15 protein-coding genes and 2 pseudogenes are annotated in these 17314 nt (G+C 37.0%); 8 read left to right on the forward strand and 9 right to left on the reverse strand.

Features of this window, described 5'->3' with window-relative positions:
• Positions 1-14: 14 nt before the first annotated feature.
• Positions 15-536: a VOC family protein gene (locus tag ACZ8ZH_RS08805; RefSeq protein ID WP_086210504.1), complete on the reverse strand. Its 522-nt coding sequence runs from the start codon at positions 534-536 to the stop codon at positions 15-17.
• 70 nt (positions 537-606) lie between these two features.
• Entirely contained in the window at positions 607-927 is a 321-nt protein-coding gene (locus ACZ8ZH_RS08810) for an SCP2 sterol-binding domain-containing protein (RefSeq protein ID WP_086210505.1), read from the reverse strand.
• 203 nt (positions 928-1130) lie between these two features.
• Between ACZ8ZH_RS08810 and ACZ8ZH_RS08815 the strand changes: the two genes are divergently transcribed.
• A complete protein-coding gene (locus tag ACZ8ZH_RS08815) occupies positions 1131-2174 on the forward strand; it encodes an AraC family transcriptional regulator (RefSeq protein WP_086210506.1) in 1044 nt (347 codons plus the stop codon).
• Between the two features lie 390 nt (positions 2175-2564).
• Here the strand turns inward: ACZ8ZH_RS08815 and ACZ8ZH_RS08820 are convergent, their stop codons facing one another.
• The gene (locus ACZ8ZH_RS08820) at positions 2565-3638 is read right to left on the reverse strand and encodes an MBL fold metallo-hydrolase (RefSeq protein ID WP_086210507.1); all 1074 of its coding nucleotides are present in this window, start codon (positions 3636-3638) and stop codon (positions 2565-2567) included.
• Positions 3639-3680: 42 nt separating this feature from the next.
• Positions 3681-4202 (reverse strand): ester cyclase, encoded by a 522-nt coding sequence (locus ACZ8ZH_RS08825; protein ID WP_119063959.1) that lies wholly within the window; start codon positions 4200-4202, stop codon positions 3681-3683.
• A gap of 294 nt (positions 4203-4496) precedes the next feature.
• On the opposite strand from ACZ8ZH_RS08825, the gene ACZ8ZH_RS08830 reads away from it, so the two are divergent.
• The 4 genes from ACZ8ZH_RS08830 to ACZ8ZH_RS08845 all read left to right on the forward strand — a co-directional run bounded on the left by ACZ8ZH_RS08830 (position 4497) and on the right by ACZ8ZH_RS08845 (position 7856).
• Complete coding sequence (locus ACZ8ZH_RS08830; RefSeq protein ID WP_110975054.1) at positions 4497-5066, forward strand: TetR/AcrR family transcriptional regulator; 570 nt, start codon at positions 4497-4499, stop codon at positions 5064-5066.
• A gap of 65 nt (positions 5067-5131) precedes the next feature.
• A complete protein-coding gene (locus ACZ8ZH_RS08835) occupies positions 5132-5815 on the forward strand; it encodes an NAD-dependent epimerase/dehydratase family protein (RefSeq protein WP_119064051.1) in 684 nt (227 codons plus the stop codon).
• Between the two features lie 36 nt (positions 5816-5851).
• Positions 5852-6715: an SDR family oxidoreductase gene (locus ACZ8ZH_RS08840; protein WP_119063960.1), complete on the forward strand. Its 864-nt coding sequence runs from the start codon at positions 5852-5854 to the stop codon at positions 6713-6715.
• 34 nt (positions 6716-6749) lie between these two features.
• Positions 6750-7856, forward strand: coding sequence for a metallophosphoesterase (locus ACZ8ZH_RS08845; RefSeq protein WP_162900282.1), 1107 nt, complete (start codon positions 6750-6752; stop codon positions 7854-7856).
• Between the two features lie 61 nt (positions 7857-7917).
• Here ACZ8ZH_RS08845 and ACZ8ZH_RS08850 read toward each other — a convergent pair whose 3' ends face one another.
• Both ACZ8ZH_RS08850 and ACZ8ZH_RS08855 read right to left on the reverse strand, forming a co-directional pair.
• A complete protein-coding gene (locus ACZ8ZH_RS08850) occupies positions 7918-8763 on the reverse strand; it encodes an SDR family NAD(P)-dependent oxidoreductase (RefSeq protein WP_119063962.1) in 846 nt (281 codons plus the stop codon).
• A 144-nt stretch (positions 8764-8907) separates the two neighbouring features.
• A complete protein-coding gene (locus tag ACZ8ZH_RS08855; RefSeq protein WP_162900283.1) occupies positions 8908-9369 on the reverse strand; it encodes a DUF2147 domain-containing protein in 462 nt (153 codons plus the stop codon).
• 285 nt (positions 9370-9654) lie between these two features.
• Between ACZ8ZH_RS08855 and ACZ8ZH_RS08860 the strand changes: the two genes are divergently transcribed.
• Positions 9655-10485, forward strand: a complete 831-nt coding sequence (locus ACZ8ZH_RS08860) for an N-acyl homoserine lactonase family protein (RefSeq protein WP_086210515.1) — start codon at positions 9655-9657, stop codon at positions 10483-10485.
• A gap of 176 nt (positions 10486-10661) precedes the next feature.
• On the opposite strand, the gene ACZ8ZH_RS08865 is transcribed toward ACZ8ZH_RS08860, so the two are convergent.
• Together ACZ8ZH_RS08865 and ACZ8ZH_RS08870 are read right to left on the reverse strand one after the other, a co-directional pair.
• Positions 10662-11990: a basic amino acid/polyamine antiporter gene (locus tag ACZ8ZH_RS08865; protein WP_470247910.1), complete on the reverse strand. Its 1329-nt coding sequence runs from the start codon at positions 11988-11990 to the stop codon at positions 10662-10664.
• A gap of 12 nt (positions 11991-12002) precedes the next feature.
• The gene (locus ACZ8ZH_RS08870) at positions 12003-12878 is read right to left on the reverse strand and encodes a homocysteine S-methyltransferase family protein (RefSeq protein WP_119063965.1); all 876 of its coding nucleotides are present in this window, start codon (positions 12876-12878) and stop codon (positions 12003-12005) included.
• Positions 12879-13381: 503 nt separating this feature from the next.
• On the opposite strand from ACZ8ZH_RS08870, the pseudogene ACZ8ZH_RS08875 reads away from it, so the two are divergent.
• A pseudogene (locus ACZ8ZH_RS08875) lies at positions 13382-14995 on the forward strand (TonB-dependent receptor plug domain-containing protein); the annotation flags it as partial.
• 20 nt (positions 14996-15015) lie between these two features.
• Here the strand turns inward: ACZ8ZH_RS08875 and ACZ8ZH_RS08880 are convergent.
• On the reverse strand, positions 15016-16044 hold the full coding sequence (locus ACZ8ZH_RS08880; RefSeq protein WP_086197162.1) for an IS701 family transposase: 1029 nt from the start codon (positions 16042-16044) through the stop codon (positions 15016-15018).
• A gap of 60 nt (positions 16045-16104) precedes the next feature.
• Here ACZ8ZH_RS08880 and ACZ8ZH_RS08885 point away from each other — a divergent pair.
• A pseudogene (locus tag ACZ8ZH_RS08885) lies at positions 16105-17085 on the forward strand (TonB-dependent receptor domain-containing protein); the annotation flags it as partial.
• Between the last annotated feature and the right edge of the window lie 229 nt (positions 17086-17314).

A 17314-nucleotide genomic window follows, 5' to 3' on the forward strand; every position in this document is an offset into this window, starting at 1 on the left:
TATAGACCTTGGATTTAAAGTTTACGAATCGGTTTGCTACCGTTCCAGCCGATGGATGCCTTTTTGATATAGTCAAATATCTGTTTTTTACTGCCTGCCAACTCAGAAATTTCTAATGCAGTACCGATAACATGTTCAGTATCAAAATACGCCATCCGACCTTGTGGCCCACCAATTTGGCCTTCGTGCACAATGCTAAAGCCTTGATCCTGAAGGTGTTGATACATGGCATCATAGTCTTCGGTCCAATACGCAATATGTTGAAAGCCTTCACGACCTGAATTTAAGAAATCCTGATACATCGACGGTACATCATTGGTTTGCTGGATCAACTCGATCTGTACATCGCCTGAATTGGCCAGTGCAACTTTCATTTCAATATCATGCGGTTGACCTTTGTATTTGAAATTGTCCAACATGGCATTTTCCACATAGAACCAAGGGCCAACGCCCAACTTGATCCATTCATCCATGGCTTTTTCGATGTCTTTGACGATGTAACCGTTTTGGCAAACTGGACCTAAATCTTTACTCATGGGAATTTCCTTTTCTAAATTGAATTGAATCGGGCAAATGTATTTGCCCTTAACAGACTAAATTCGAGTTTTAAGCCAGTTTTGATGCATCAAAATAATCGCTAATTTCTTTCGCCAACATGATGTCGCCATCAATTTTTAATTTGCCACTCATAAAGGCCATTGCACCTGAAATTTTGCCCGTGATCAGTTCAATGAACACCTCATCACTGGTGGTTAGTACAACATCGGCATCAGCATTTTCACCTTGCTGAATGTCACAAGTGCCATCATTAATTTGAATCACGTAAGGGGCAGAAAGCTGTAGCTGCAGAATGCATTCAACACCATCTGTATTTTCTGGGTTTAATGCAGTTGGCAGTTGATTTAAGATGAAATCATTGATATTCATGGTCTAATCCTTTAATGAATAATGTAAAAGCGTTTAGGTTTGTATTTAGACTCATCTTCAAATGTATTTTCATCGTTTGGATTTAAAGTTGAGTGCTGAGCTGACTATAGGGCACAATGCAAAAAGGGTATTGACGTGAAATGGAATTCATTGACCTGAGATTTTGAAATGATGTCTCAGTCGAGATATGGATATGTGGGAAAATGATGCAAGATATTGATCCTGTACAGAAAAAGTATAGTGTTGCCGTGCACTATATGCGTTTGCTTTTCGACTATTTACAGCGAAAAAATTATCCTGTATCGCAGTTTTTAGCGGAAATTAATCTCGCACCAGATCTGTTTGATCGACCCAATGATCGTGTCGATTTTCAGACCTTCAATCAGGCCTGTCATTTATTACAAGACAAATTTAAACAGCCTAACCTTGGAATTACGCTCGGGCAGTTGGTGACGACAGGACACTTAGGCCCACACGGTTTTGCACTCATGACTTGTGCAAATGCACGTGAAGTCATGCAACAAAATATCCATTATTCTGCGCTCACTATTGATGCGGGCAGCAATATTTTTGAACGGCATGGGAAAGAATATATCCGCTACTGGAAAAGTAATTTGTCAGGTGATCAACCTTTAGGAAAACTGCAAGATGAATTACATCAAGCTTCTTATGTGACTTTATCTCGTCAGCTGTTTAATCGGCAGGATTTGAGCCCACTTTGGGTCTCTTTTCAGCATGAACAGCCTGAAGATATCAGTGAATATAATGCGCTGTTTCGTTGCCCACTGATTTTTAATGCCAAAGATACAGCGATTGGTTTTCATGAGGACTTTTTAGATTATCCATTACCAAGCTCGAATGAGTCGGTGCATCTGGTCATGAGTGATTTGAGACAGCAACTTTTAAAGCAATTGGGTAATCATCTCGAACCCTCTTGGTTAGCAGTCGCACGTAAAGCGATTATTGAATCGTTTCAGTTAGGTGGCTTGACCTTTGACGAGCTGGCACAGCAGACAGATTTTACAGTGGACGAACTTAAAACAGAGATGCTTCGGCATCATCTGAACTTTAGGCATTTTGTAGATGAAATCCGTCAAAGCCTTGCGATGAGCTATGTGAGGAACCCACAACTCAGTTTAGTGGAGATTGCGTTCTTACTGGGTTTTTCAGAACAAAGTGCTTTTCAGCGCGCCTTTAAACGTTGGACGGGCAAAACCCCAAAAGAATATCGAAGTTTTAATACATAACCTGAGTTCGATATAAAAATCTTGATAAAACATGATACTCGGAAACGTCATCCGCAACTGTTTGAGGCAGGACTATTTCTATAAGGTATTGTTTCTGCGACTGATTAAATATATTGCTGGCGGTTGACGAGTTTTGCGGTTGACAATGGTTTTGCCCTTACGCCATACATGGCTCATCCCGAAAGAAAAGTAGGGCTAGCCGCAGGCTGATCCTAAAATTGGGTAAAAACGCAGCAAGACTCCGCATGATTTTATTGTTTTTTCAATAGGTTAAAGATATAGTTGCGTCTAACTCACGTTACATAATGTATTTTAGAATAAAAAAAATCGCTTGAAGCTCAAGGGTCTTCAAACGATATAAAAAGCATAAGCGAGATAAAAAATAAATGATTAAATCACTAATGTCCCAAATTGAAGTGCACCTAAAATTTCCGTTTGCTTAAGTCCAGGGAAAAGCCAATAGGGCGTAGATTCACTGCTACATGCACAACTTGGAAATGCAGGATTAGTTTTTAATGGGCCAGCGATGGTTTTTTCCATGACCATGGAAATATATTGATCATTACTGCCTTCTTGGGTATTTCCGTTCAGAATCACTTCTACACCTGTGCTTTCGGCATAGTCTCGAATCGCTTTGATTTTTGAACTTTTCGGCTCATAAGCATCTAAACTGATGCCATTTTCAGAAGAAACAAAAATCTGCTGATCGACTTTTGCAACCAAAGAATGATTACCTTCGGTATGTCCGGGCGTGTGAACCAAGGCTAAACCTTCACCCAAAGCCAGACTTTTCTTAAATGTAATGACTTTATTTGCATCAATTCCTTCAACGGCATTTGGACAATACCAGTCCGATTGCACAGGAAGTAAGCCTTGAACACAGTTCCATTCTTTTTCATGCACCAGTAATTTTGCATTTGGAAAATAGGCAGGCTGATCCTTTGTACCGAGCCATTTACGAAGTTCTTGGGTGTGCAAATGATCATAACTAATATAATCCACTTGTTCAGGCTTAATTTTGAGTCTTTCTAGCGTTTGCTCAACAGAGGTGTATTGTGGAGCAAAGACTTTTGAGGCACTTTCGGGTAATGAACCTGCAAGTCGTTCAAAAAATGGCGTTTTACGATTATTCACTACATCAGTAGGTGAGAACAATAAAACTCTCAGTTGCCCATGAAAGTCTTTGTATTGAATCACGAACAAACGGTTGAGCAAATGTAAAAAAGGGAAGGTCAAAGACTTTTGTGCAAACACACCAGTGTAACCATACCAAGTCGGATAGGGTGCTCGAACCAAATCAATACTTTGATAATATTGTACATCTGCCTGCTGCATGAGTTTTTGTCGAAACTTTAACGATGCTGTTCTGACATTTTCCAAGCGTTGTTTAGGCGAAGGCGCATTACGAGTACCATCAAAATCCGAAATTTCTTGCATGCCTAAGGGTTTGAATAGATCTGCCATTAATTTTATCCTTTATTCATTATTACAGTGATCTATACGTTGTTAGCGCTTCGCTTTCGTGACTTTGCTTAAGTCTTTCATATCGTGTAGAAGACCCGATGCTGCTTTGTAAAACTGCAAAATACCTTTGGGGGATTTGAGGTTAAAGCCTTTAAAGAGCTGTTTGATAATGCTTAAAGTATCGAAATAAATACGCTCACACACCAACTCTTCACCTTCAAAAATAAAGAAAGCACACATACGCACACGGAACGAATTTCCTGTAGGAGGTACAGAACCTAAATAACCTTTGTGTGTACCTAATAGCCAAAATTCACAAATCACAGCATCTTCGGTATGACGTAGTGCGATTAACTCGTGATGTTGGTCGGGAAATGCTTTACGTGAGGTACGATGATAATTTAGTACATCATCACGTCCATCATGTGTGGCACCAGTCGCGATTAATTCATAATGCGGATGAGGAAAGGTACTGAGCACAGCATCAAAATCCTGTTTTACTTCATCGGCAAAGTGATCCAGTACCAGTTTTTCGCGAAAATCCATTAATTTTTGATCTAACATATTGGCATCCATTCATATGGGCTAAGGTTAGTTTTCAATGTAATGAGATCTGCTCTATTGAGATGGTAGTGGCGTGTCATATTTATGGTGAATAAGTGCCAAATTTCATGAGGTGTTTAAGGGGTGCAAGGATCGAGCTACGCGATATAGGCAAAAGTCATTGTTTTAAAACATAAATAAAATATGCTTATACAGCATATAAATGACCAACTATAGAAAAGTTAAAAAATATTTGACTTCATTTTAAATTATATTAATAATTAAGTGAGTACTTAATTATTTTATTCTGTTGATATGGCACGTCCTTTAAGTGAAGAAAAACGTCAAGCGATTTTAGATGCAGCGACTAATTTGATTGCAGAGCAAGGTCTCAGCGTATCCACAGCAAAAATTGCGAAGCTAGCCAATGTCTCTGAAGGTACGATTTTTACGTATTTTCAAAATAAAGATGAGCTCATTAATCAGTTGTATCTGAGTCTCAAACAACAGTTACGCTCAGCGCTCATTTTGCCTGAACAGTCTGTTGAGTTACGTGAGCAGGTTCAAGTTGCTTGGCGAGCTTATATTTCTTGGGGATTATCTAATCCTCATGGACAGCAGGTTTTAGCCACATTAAGCTTATCTTCTATTGTGACAGATACAACCAGAGCGATAGGTAATGATGCTTTCTGTGATATCAGCATTGTTCTTAAAAATGCGATGGCAGAGGGAGCGTTAAGTCATCAGTCTCCTGATTATGTCGGCGCAATCATGGTGACGATGGCGAATACCACGATGGAATTTATGAAACTTGATGTAAACAATGCTGAAGCGTTATTACGCGATGGTTTTGCAGCATTTTGGCGAGTGATTGCATATCAGTAATTTTTTTAGATATTAAATGAGTAATTAATCACTCATTTAATATGAATTTAAAAGGCAATAAATTTATGAAACTTATTATTTTGGGTGCAACAGGCATGGTCGGGAAGAGTGTATTGCGTGAAGCCTTACAGAAAGATGATATCGAAGCCGTTCTGGTGGTTGGGCGGCAAAGCTGTGGCATCGAGCATGCAAAACTAAAAGAGTTGTTGCTAAAAGATTTATTCCAAGTGACTGAAATACAAAATGAACTTATAGGATACGACGCGTGTATTTGGGCGATCGGGACAAGTTCTGTGGGTAAAAATGAAGCTGAATATGCCAAAGTTACCGAAGAGCTTACTTTATTTTGGGCTGAAAACTTGGTCCGAATCAATCCTCAATTTTCATTTTGCTATTGCTCTGCGGGTGGTGCAGGTGGTCGTGGTATGTGGGCACGAGTACGTCAGCGTGTAGAACAAAAATTACAGAAGATGCCTTTTCAATATGCCGGCGCTGTACGTCCAGGTTTTATTCGAGCAGGAACAGGAATTTCGAGTAGAACACGAGCATATCAAATCGGTGTGGAGCTGATGAAACCTTTGAATCCTATTTTTCCATATCTGGTTCGATATTGCCCGTGGTTATTTACGACGTCGGAGATCTTGGGACAAGCCATGATTGGCATTGTACAAGGTCAAGCAGACCGTTTCATTCTTGAATCAAAAGACATCAACCAACTGGGGCAACGTTTACTAAACAGTCTGGCTTAAAGCTTAATTTATATATTTTTATTTGGAGTTTCAAAAATGAAGCAAGATTTAATAGGCAAAATCATATTAGTTACAGGTGCGACTAATGGTATTGGCAAGGCAGCCACCACGGAATTTGCAAAACGTGGTGCATCTGTCACTTTAATTGGACGAGATCAAGAGAAAACAGAACAGATTGTAAACGAGCTTAAAGCTTCGACTGGTCATTCTCATTTGGATTATATTCTTTGCAATTTAACAAAGTTGGCTGACATTCGTCGTGCAGCAGAAGAGTTTAAATCTAGACATGATCGCCTCGATGTATTGGTAAATAATGCAGGAGCGACATTTAAGAAACCAGTATTGGGTTCAGATGGTTATGAAATTACATTTGCATTAAATCATTTAGCCTATTTTCAAATGACTATGGCATTACTCGATTTAATTAGAAACACACCCAATGCACGTGTGGTCAGCACTTCAAGTTCTATGCAGGCACGAGGAAAGTTAGACCTTGCCCAAACCCCTTACAACACAGAAGTTTCTGGGCCAAGAGCATATGGAACTTCCAAACTGGCAAATATTTTATTTACTAAAGAATTACAACGAAAGCTTGAGGGCACTTCGGCCGTTGCCAACTGTTTTGAGCCTGGCATGGTCAATACAAGTTTTGGTGCATTTGGTACAGATCAAGGTTGGTTCATCAATTTAGTTTATAAATTAGCACAGCCGTTTGCAGTCACTCCTGAACAAGGGGCTGATTCTTTGATTTGGCTTGCAACATCTGCTGAGGCAGCATCGTTAAAAGGACAATATATTTCGAAACGCAAAATCGCTAAGCCTGCTAAGCAAGCATTAGATGACAAGCTTGCTACTGATCTATGGATTTTGAGTGAAGAACTCTGCGAAAAAGCCAAGTAATTTGAATTAAGAATCAAAGGGAGTCATGGTCATCATGCAATACATTCTTGTTATCGGAGTTCCATTACTCTTCGTTATTGGCATTGCTGTATCTGCAATTTATGTGGATGCTAGATTAAGAACATCATTCGGCCTAAACGCAAATAAGAAAACGGCGATGCTTGCTATCGCCGTCGTGACTATGCTGTTAATCATGATTATTTTAACTGCGACATCTGCAAGTAAAAATATGGGTTATTTTTATGTTGTCGGCGGTTATTTATTTACCTTTTATATTTTTTTATTACTGATGCTGGTATTTTTTCACCTTTTAAAATTAGTTAAACTTCCAAGTAATCAAATAACAGGAATATTGTCGATCGTTTTTGCAATCATCATCACGGTAATTGGTGCGATCAATGCGCGTAGTTTTTCAATTACAAGCACTGAAATTAAGCTGAAAAATTTATCCAGCGATTTAAATGTTGTACAGCTTTCAGATGTTCATTTGGGTCATCATCGTGGTGCTGATTATTTAAGTAAGATCGTGCAGGAAACCAATCAGCTCAAACCAGATTTTATTTTAATTACAGGTGATTTGGTTGATGCTGATGTTGCTTTGTCTGAAGATGAATTTAGACAATTAAAAAAATTGCAAGCCCCAGTCTATTATGTTGGAGGTAATCATGAAAATGAAATTGATACCGACAAGACTTTGCAACTCATTCATCAAAATGGGGTGAACATATTACACAACCAAAGTGTAGAGACGCATGGTGTTCAATTGATTGGTTTAAACTATATGAAAGCAGATGACAAAACCATTGATTTACATCCATCAAATCAAAAGCAAAGCATTCAGTCTGTTATGAATCAGCTTGATATTTCACAGCATCAGCCGACTATTTTGATGCATCATAGTCTTGTTGGGATTGAGTATATTGCAGATAAAAAAATTGATTTAATGCTTGCAGGACATACACATGCAGGACAAGTTTTTCCAGCAACTTGGATTGCAAAATATGTTTTTCCATTTAATCAAGGAGTATATCGAATCAAGGATACTCAAGTTTTCGTATCACAAGGGGCAGGAACATTTATGTTACCTATTCGATTAGGGGCTAAAAATGAGATTAACTTTATTCAGTTAAAAGCTGAGTAAATGCCATGAATCAATAAATCTCTAACGATATTAATGGTTAGAGATTTATAAATGAAACTGATTAGATTAACCCAGTCTTTTTGCTAATGAGATAGTCTTTTAAGCCCATTGGTAATTTACGAAGTAAATAATAATCGCGCAGTTTATTGGTATGGATTTCATATTGATATTCAGGTTTTTCTGCATCTAATATGTCTACGATGGTATCTACCACAGCGATAGCAGGTAATCCAGTTTCAAAAGATTTTTTTGAACTGTCGTAAAAACGTTGCATTGCCTTTCCATAAATTGGGTGCGATAAATATTTTTTCACGTCTTGCAATATTTTTTCTGCCATAGGGGTTTGAATTTGTGCAGGCTCGACGACGGAAACCTTGATGCCTAATGGCTGAAATTCTAATTTCATCGCCGTCGATAATGATTCTAGTGCAAATTTACTGGCAGAATAAAACCCTGTAAATGGTAAAGTGCGTAGCCCACTTTGTGAGCTCATATTAATAATTTTAGATGGTTCTGAATTGTGAGATAAGAAAGGGAGCAGTGCTTGAGTCATGGCATGTACACCGACCACATTAACACCCAAAATATGTTCAAACTGCTTTTTACTTAATTCCATGAGTGGCCCATTATAAATCACGCCTGCAATATTGATTAAGGCATATAAGGGTTTTTGGTCTAGTAATTCAGACAATGCCTGTTTTACATTTTGTATATCATCTTCATTTAAAATATTCATGATGAATGGGTGGAAATTTTTCGGGATACTTTCTATTGAGTTTTTATACTCCTGTTCATTAAGTACCGTACCATACACGGTATAACCTAATGCAGATAAGGTTTTTGCACATTGAAAGCCAATGCCAGATCCTGCACCTGTAATAAAAACGGCTTTATTTAAATTTTTCATGAGAAACTCCTTTTATCGTCATATTATAATTTATTATCTATTACAGATAAGAGATGGTAGTCAGTGCTATTGAGTATTTCAGTTGCGCCCAATTATCTTTGGTGTGAAATTTAAGATTTTGGATGATGGATAAGACTGTTTTATCTATTCGTCAGTGGCTCTAATCCAAGTCTCTGTTCTACCTAAAAGACTAGATCCAATATAGCCCCGCATACTTAAGCGTCTGCCATTTTGAGTGACTTTGGCTTTACCTTTATATATTTTTCCATTTGTCACATCTAAGGCATAACCCTGAATATATTCGCCATATTTTGTTGAGGGCTTTAAATTCCAAATCACTTTACTGCCTAGCAATGGTTTATTTTTAAAAGGTTCAGGGCATTTAGAACAAACTGAATTTTGACCTAAATTTTCATCTAATATCTTAATGTTTGTACCTGAAATGGTGCGATCTGATTCTTCTTTAAATTCTACGATTGCCTTTAATTTTCCTGTTCCTGACTCAAGCACCAACCATTTTCCAATAATAGGTTGCTCGGCAAATAGTGATGTAGAAAATAAAAAAATACAGGAAATGAGCATTTTAATGGACAAGTTGGAATTCATATTCATTCCTTGAATAATATAAAAAAATAGAATTGATTGGTTGTTTTTTAAATTGATAACAGTCGTTAAAATTATTTTTAACGCTAATATATGCCTCTATCAATGTTGCCAAATCTTTATTTGGCCTACCTTTAATGGGTTAATTTAGTTTTTGTTGTGATTTGTTAATGGTGAATGAGTGCCATTTTATATTGCATCTGTGCCAAAAAAGCATTATTTCAGTATTCTGATATTGTCTATTTTTAATACTTGAATATCATTTCCTAATCATTTTAGGAGATAAAAATGAGTTCAAAAATTAAATTAAGGATTTTACATAGCGGTTCAACGATTGTGGATGGTTCTACTATTTTTGCCCCTGAAAAAATGCCGAAGTTTCCCAAATTGGCAATGTTGGGCATTATGCGAACGGATCGCGATAAACTTGAAATTCCTGTAACAGCCTATTTAATCGAACATCCGAAAGGAAAAATTCTGATTGATACTGGGTTTCATAAAGATGTTCGACTGCATCCAGTCAAGAATTTAACTCTGATTCATTATTTAGTGAATAAACCATTACAAAGTCGTGGGCAAGCAGTTGATGAAATGTTGGCAGAACTTGGGATTCAGCCTGAAAACCTTGACTACGTTATACTCACACATTTACATACTGACCACGCAGGGGGCGTTAAACAATTCAAGCATGCAAAAAAGATTTTGGTGAATGATCGAGAGTTGGCTTATGCACAGAAAAATAAACTCGAATTTGTGGCAAGTCTATGGGAAGGAGTTCCCTTAGAAACATTTAAATTTGATCGCTCAGATATCGGTCCTGCCAATGAATCTTATGATTTATTTGGAGATGGAACGATTCAGTTGGTTTACCTGCCCGGTCATACCCCTGGATTGACAGGTATACTCATTCAAAACAATGGCAAGTGCTTATTGTTAACCTCAGATTGCGGTTATGCCAGAAAATCTTGGGAGCAAATGATCTTGCCTGGGGTGATGGCTGATCGTGAAAATACCATCAAATCTCTCAAATGGATTCAACAATTATCTCAACAAAAGGATTGTATAGACTGTCTAGCAACTCATGAAATGGAGTTAGACGCGATGATACTTGAGATTTAGAGAGAATATATTTGATTTAAAGCCTTAAACAATATGGATTTTTAGTATGTACTTTAAATTAAATTTCAGTAAAGAGTCATAAGAAAATATACGAATAAATAAAATATAAAGGTGTTCTAATGATAATAGGATCATTAAAGTGAGAGCACCTTTAGGTGCTCTACTTTAGGATTTAGTTACAATACGATATTATTTTTGCGTTGATTGGAATATCTACTGTAGAAAAATATTGAGAGACCAATGATATATAAACACATTGAAAGTAAGAGCAAAGAAATCCCAGCAGCATAAAGTAGCCATGCTGCATAAATTACAGCGACTATTGCGATCAAAATATGTTTAGTTCGTTTATTTCTCCATGACTCTTTCAAATAAAAAGCTGAGACTAAAAAGTAGGGAAGTAAAATCATCACAGAAGAAATTAGTAATAACTGCGTATAGTTTTTATTGAAAAAATAAACAGAAATTAGTGCAATTTGTACAACTATTGATGTTAACCATAATGATGCAATTGGTACATTATTTTGATTCGTTTTTAAAAAGACCTGTGGGAATGCTTTATTTTTTGCTGCAAGAAAGGGAATTTCTGTGGCAAAAAGTGTCCAACTTAGATATGACGAACTGACTGAAATTATCAATCCTAAGGTAATAATAATAGTCCCAGGCAGCCCAATCAATTGCTCTAAAATAGTGGCCATTGATGGGTTATGCATATTGGCTATGTCCGCACGATTTGCCACACCATAGGACAATACCGTAACCAATACATAGAAACTTAATGCGAGTAATACTCCAAATACAGTAGCACGACCAATGTCATTTCTGTTTTTGGCGCGAGAAGATAAAACAACAGCACCTTCAATACCTGTAAAAACCCACAATGTAATTAGCATCAGATTTCTGACTTGTTCCCATACGGGCATCTGTAAAGAAAAATCAAAATAATTGGTTGTGAATAAATCTAGCTTAAATGCAATATATGTGAAGACGATGAATATTAAAATAGGAACTGTTTTAGCGATGGTTGCAATTAAATTGACTACGGACGCTTCTTTAATTCCTCTGCTAACTAACCAATGAACTAACCATACAAATATTGAAGAACCAATAAGTGCATAGATCGTGTTACCTTCACCAAAATAGACATGTTGGGGGCTGTCGGTAAACATACCTACGCCAGAGAATGCAATAACAACATAGCCAACAATGCCAATAGTCGTACACAACCAATAGCCCCATGCGGAGCAAAAACCGATGAGCTCACCGAAACCCTCACGTGCATAATTATAAATTCCGCCATCTAAATCTGGTCGTTGCCGAGTTAGATAGAGCAGTGCAAATGCAAGAAACAGGATTCCAATGCCTGTAATGAACCAAGCAATAATTAAAGCTTGTCCATTGGCAACTAATGCCATATTTTGAGGCAAACTAAACACGCCAGAACCAACCATTGAGCTAAAAACAAGGGCTGTTAAAGACAGTAAGCCAATTTTAGATGTCGACATGAAAATTATTTACTATTTAAAAAATTTTGAAAGTTCTGCAATATGTTCTGGACCGATACCACAACAGCCACCCAATAGCGTTGCTCCAGCTTCTTGCCACTCTTGAGCAAATTTTAAATACAATGCTGGATTTAAATCGGCACGAACTTCATCTAAACCATCATTTGCAGTTGCTTCACTATTTTGTGGAGGAAAAGCATTCGCATAAGCACCAATTTCGACATCATTTGGTAACAAGGGTTTAATCGCAACGATTGCTTGGAGAATGACTTCAGGCTGGCAACAGTTAAAAAGTACAGCTTTGGCTCCTAGGCGTGTAATCGTGTCAGCAGCTTGTTGAATACTTTCACCTGATCTTAATCGTGGCTGTTCAAGTTGAACTTCATCTTGTAAGGTAAATGAAACCCAGAAATCACGTTGATCTTTAGGTAATAAAGCGTGAACAGTTTCAACTTCTTTTAAGCAAGATTGTGTTTCAGCTAACCAGAAATCCACATGCGGCGCTAGCGTTTCTATGATGGGTTTTGCAAGTTTTTCTGCTTCATTTTCCTGAAATAAATCAGCACGATATGAACCAAATAAAGGAGGGAGACATCCTGCAATTAAAACCTTTTTTCTGCTTTCTTCAACAGCTGTTTTGGCCTGCATAACAGCAATATTGACCAAATCTTTTACTTCAGCATCAAAACGTTCTTGACCAATATGAAATGGAACGACAGCATAATTGTTTGTTGTAATGACTTCCGCACCAGCACGGATAAAATCTAAATGAACCTCTTTAACAATTTCAGGTGCTTCAGTTAAAGCAAGTGCTGACCATTCAGGTTGTCTAAAGGGAGCACCCCTGCGAGCAAGTTCACGTCCAAAGCCGCCATCTAAAATTTTCATATCTTTAGTTTATCATTTAAAAGAGACAGCCATTATAGTTAACTCAGAAAGGGGATTATGGATTTAAAAGTAAATAAATTATATTTTTTTTGATTATAGTAAATTAAATTTTTTTATATATTTAAAATGTTTATAAATTAGATTCTGCATATTTTTAATTGCTTAAAAACCAATCACCAACTTATAAGGAGCCTCATTCTAAAAATACTTCTTTTCGGAGCTATAGTTCACTGGTGAACATGATTGATGTAATTATATTTTACATTAAATCAATACATTGTCATTTTATATCTTAGATAGATGTCAAAAAGGCAACAATTAAGATTAAACAAGAGCAATCGTTCAAAAATGACACATGGATGGTTATTTATACTAGATATTGGTGGGTTGTATAAAAAAAGTACGATTATTTAAGAAAATTGCGTCTTTTTTTTAGCTGGATCGTCTTATAAAGCTTAGAACATATTTTAAATTAGCGAAGTTTAATTTTTATTAAGCGCTGGATGACCCGACCAATGCCACAGTTTTTATATTGGAATTCCATAAAACCATTTGCTTTGACTGCTACAGTGCTAGCTGTTACAAGTTTGATGAACACACAAATTTATGCGGTGAGTGAAAATACAGCCAGTTATTATCAAGTTCAAACAGGTTCACTGACTCAAGCACTCAATAATGTTGCACAACAAGCCAATATCTCGGTGTTATTTGATCCTGCTAGAACCAATCTGTATCAAGTAAAAACCATTCAAGGAAAATATACCTTAGATCAACTTTTTGCACGTTTAATTCAAAATACACCATTCAAATTACAAAAATCAGTATCGGGCTACATATTGATTGAGATGCCTGATACGAAAAATTTGGCTGTAGTAGAGTCTAAAAAAACAGATTTAAATCAATCTGTTTTATCAAATATGGCTATGGATAATCAGATTTATCAAATGCCTGCTATCGTATTAGAAGCGGAAAAAGAAGATACAGTTAAATTTGGACAAAGTGTACTGAATCAAAAAGCAATTGACCGATACCAAGCCAATAATGTCGCACAATTATTAGATAATATGCCAAGTGTTGGTTCGGCTGGATCACCACGACCAGGTGGGCAGACGATCAATATTCTAGGGCGAGGTGGGGTTGCAGATGTGCCCATTACTCTCGATGACTCTGTTAAGAGTTTTGACAAATACCGACAGGGCTCAGTTTTTATTGAGCCTGAAATTTTAAAGAAAATAACAGTAGACAAAGGACCTCACAATGTTGAGGTTGGAAATGGTGGTTTTGGTGGCAAGGTGACATTGGAAACAAAAGATCCCAGTGATTTGCTCGGTGCAAATAAAAATGCAGGTGCTTTTGTAAAATATTCACGTTTTTCCAATAATAGCCAGAACACGTATACTGGCGCAGTTTACGGCAAAATGAAGAATGGTTTGGTTGATGGTTTGTTTTACTATACAAACCGAGACAGTGGTGATGTAAAACGTCCAGATGGCAGCAAATTTTTATATTCTGCACAAGAGCAGGACACCTACTTAGCTAAACTCAACTTTTATCCAACCGATGGACATAAAATTTCGTTAAATGCCATGCGTAGCGGTCATGAAGGGTGGGAACCATTTGCTGCTATGCGTGACCAAGATGCAGTGCCGAGCCAAGCAGATATTGATAAATATGGTTATGATGAAGCATGGAAGCGTCGTTTAGTTTATCGAGACCAAAAGGATACCAGTTACTCAGCTGCGTACGAATTCAATCCAGAATTTAATCCCTTTATTAACTTTAAAGCAGTTGCTTCATACTCAAAAACTTTTCAGCATGATCAACGACTACCAAGCGTGAATGGCTCCGCTGCACTATTAGGTAATGAAAGTTGGGCCAACTATACAAATACAGCATTAAAAGTAAGTAATATCAGTGATGTAAACTCAAAGTATGGTGACCACAAATTAAAAATCGGTGCGCAATACCAGAAAATGGAACAAAATTCTTTGATTTTTGATAAGAGTAATGCGTCTAAACCTGATTACAATTTTGGCTATTATGAACCCAATTATATGCCTGCTGGTGATCAACAGATGCTGAGTGCTTTTGTTGAGGACCAATATCAATTTAATAATATTATAGGACTTACGCACTATTACTTATAGATTCTCTGTGGTAGCAGATGATTTTTATCGAGAATAAAGTCATCAATGAAGTTTTTGATAATTGGTCTAAATAATTTCTTCTGCCAACGATATATATTTTCAAAGATCCGCTCAAACTGGTTCTTTTGTATCTCAACGTAGGCCATCAAGGCTGAAAAAATATGATTCAAAATCAGTTTAGATCGTCTTACTTGAAACTTTTCAATATGACAAACCTGTTTAATCACCCGGTGATATTGCTCTATTTTCCAATGACTTGAATGTAATTCATGAAAACCTTCAAAGGACAATAAATCATCTTCATCTTGATGCACAATATAAAACCTCTGCTGTTCTTTTAACTGAGTCTTAAATAATTGTACAAAGCCAAAATCTTTGAGCCAGATCACTTGACCCTGATGGAAATCTGGCAATAAGCGCAGTTGAAACCATTGTCCTTTTTCTGGGGAAACCTTACGGTTACAGTCGATACCAAACATAAATCGAATACCATATTTTCTTATGGTTTTTAGATTTCCAGTCGATGAATACCAACTATCACCTGTAATAAATTGAATCTTTGCACCCCAACTGAGTACTTCACTTAACATATCCATAAAGTAATCATTCTTGGTTTTACTTTCAGATTTGTCATAAATTCGGAAATTAATTGGAATATTTTGACCATTTCGATCTGTCGCATACAAGGTAATGAGATTAATACCCTTGACGGATCGGTGGTGTTTGCCTGACCAAAAATAGCTAACCAAGTCCATATGTTGACTATATGGTTTATCTAAAACAGTATCATCAATACTGACTATAAGTTTATTATTATCAATATGTTGAATTGATTCTTGATATAGGTCGTGAGGTGTGTAGTCTTCACGCTCTAGAAAGCGATTTACACTATCATGCGAGATATTATAAGTCTCGGCAAGTTGTGTGCAGCTAATAGAGTTCGGTTCTGTCATGAGAAAGCCCATATAAATGGGTAATGTACAAGTTGCTGTAGAAGCATGTTTAATTCGTCTGATCACAGATACTTTATAAAGTATTTTAATACTTTTTTGAATCCGTCAATGCGTAAGTCCTATATTATTATTACACCATCCTTGCGCTATGATCATATCGTAAATAATGGGAAACCAAACCGCGCATCAAGATATAACAATCCTCTTGCGGGACATGATTACTCAAGTAAAACCTATACGGGCTGGTCTCCTCGTTTGGCAATGTCTTGGGCTCAAACAGATCAACTTACTTGGTTTGCAAATGTCAGCAAAACATGGCGTGCGCCTCGGGTGGATGAGCAATATTATGTGCAGTCGGCAGCTACAAGCGTTCCCTCCACCAGCCTTTATTTACGCCCAGAAAAAATGCTTGCAGTACGTATTGGAAATGAAATGAATTTTGATGATCTGTTGAGTAACGATGACCATCTACAAGTTCGTTTAACCTATCACCACAACCGTGGCTCAGATGAAATATTTAGAAACCGCTCAACTTTTTGTCAAGCCCAAGCTGAAAACCAAGCCAATACTGGTTCTGGAAGCATAAGTGATTGTAATGGCAATTATCATCACGGCTTCTACCGAAATGTCACAGATTACACGATTCAAGCCTATGAAGCCGAATTGTTCTATAATCAACCGACTTGGTTTGCAGGGTTTACTTATTCCTATATTCGAGGAGAACGTGATAACTCTCCAGTAAATCCATGGTTTGATGAAAAAACATGGATGACAGACATCCCGCCTAAAAAAGCAACCGCAACTTTGGGGGTAAATGTTCCAGAACATCATTTAACCATGGGGTGGAGGGGCATTTTCGTTGATGCACAGGACAGAAGCTTATCTGATAATGATAAGTCGATTGCTGCATCGTCTTTCTCTTTGCCCAAAACAAAAGGGTACTCACTGCATAGTGTATATGCAGATTGGCAGCCCCTTGGTGAGAAAGGGCCTGTATTAAATTTCTCGATAGATAATTTATTTAATCGTGATTACAAAATGTATCTTGGTGAATACATGACAGGTACAGGACGGGATTATAAGCTAAGTATTTCTCAGAAGTTCTGATTGATATCAACAGTATAGAAACCAACTGAAATCTTTTATATTTCTTCAATAGCCTTCAAAAGAAGGCTATTTTTAAAATGGATGCATGCGTATTGCATATTCTGGCATGTATATTTTGGGGTAGCTATTTATGTAAATAAAGCGAATGACAAAACATAGTGATGGTATCTATACAATCCGATCCTTTTCCAGTAATTTTACTATGGTATGAAAAATGCTAAGAATAAAA

This window comes from Acinetobacter sp. SW-226, from assembly GCF_055632855.1.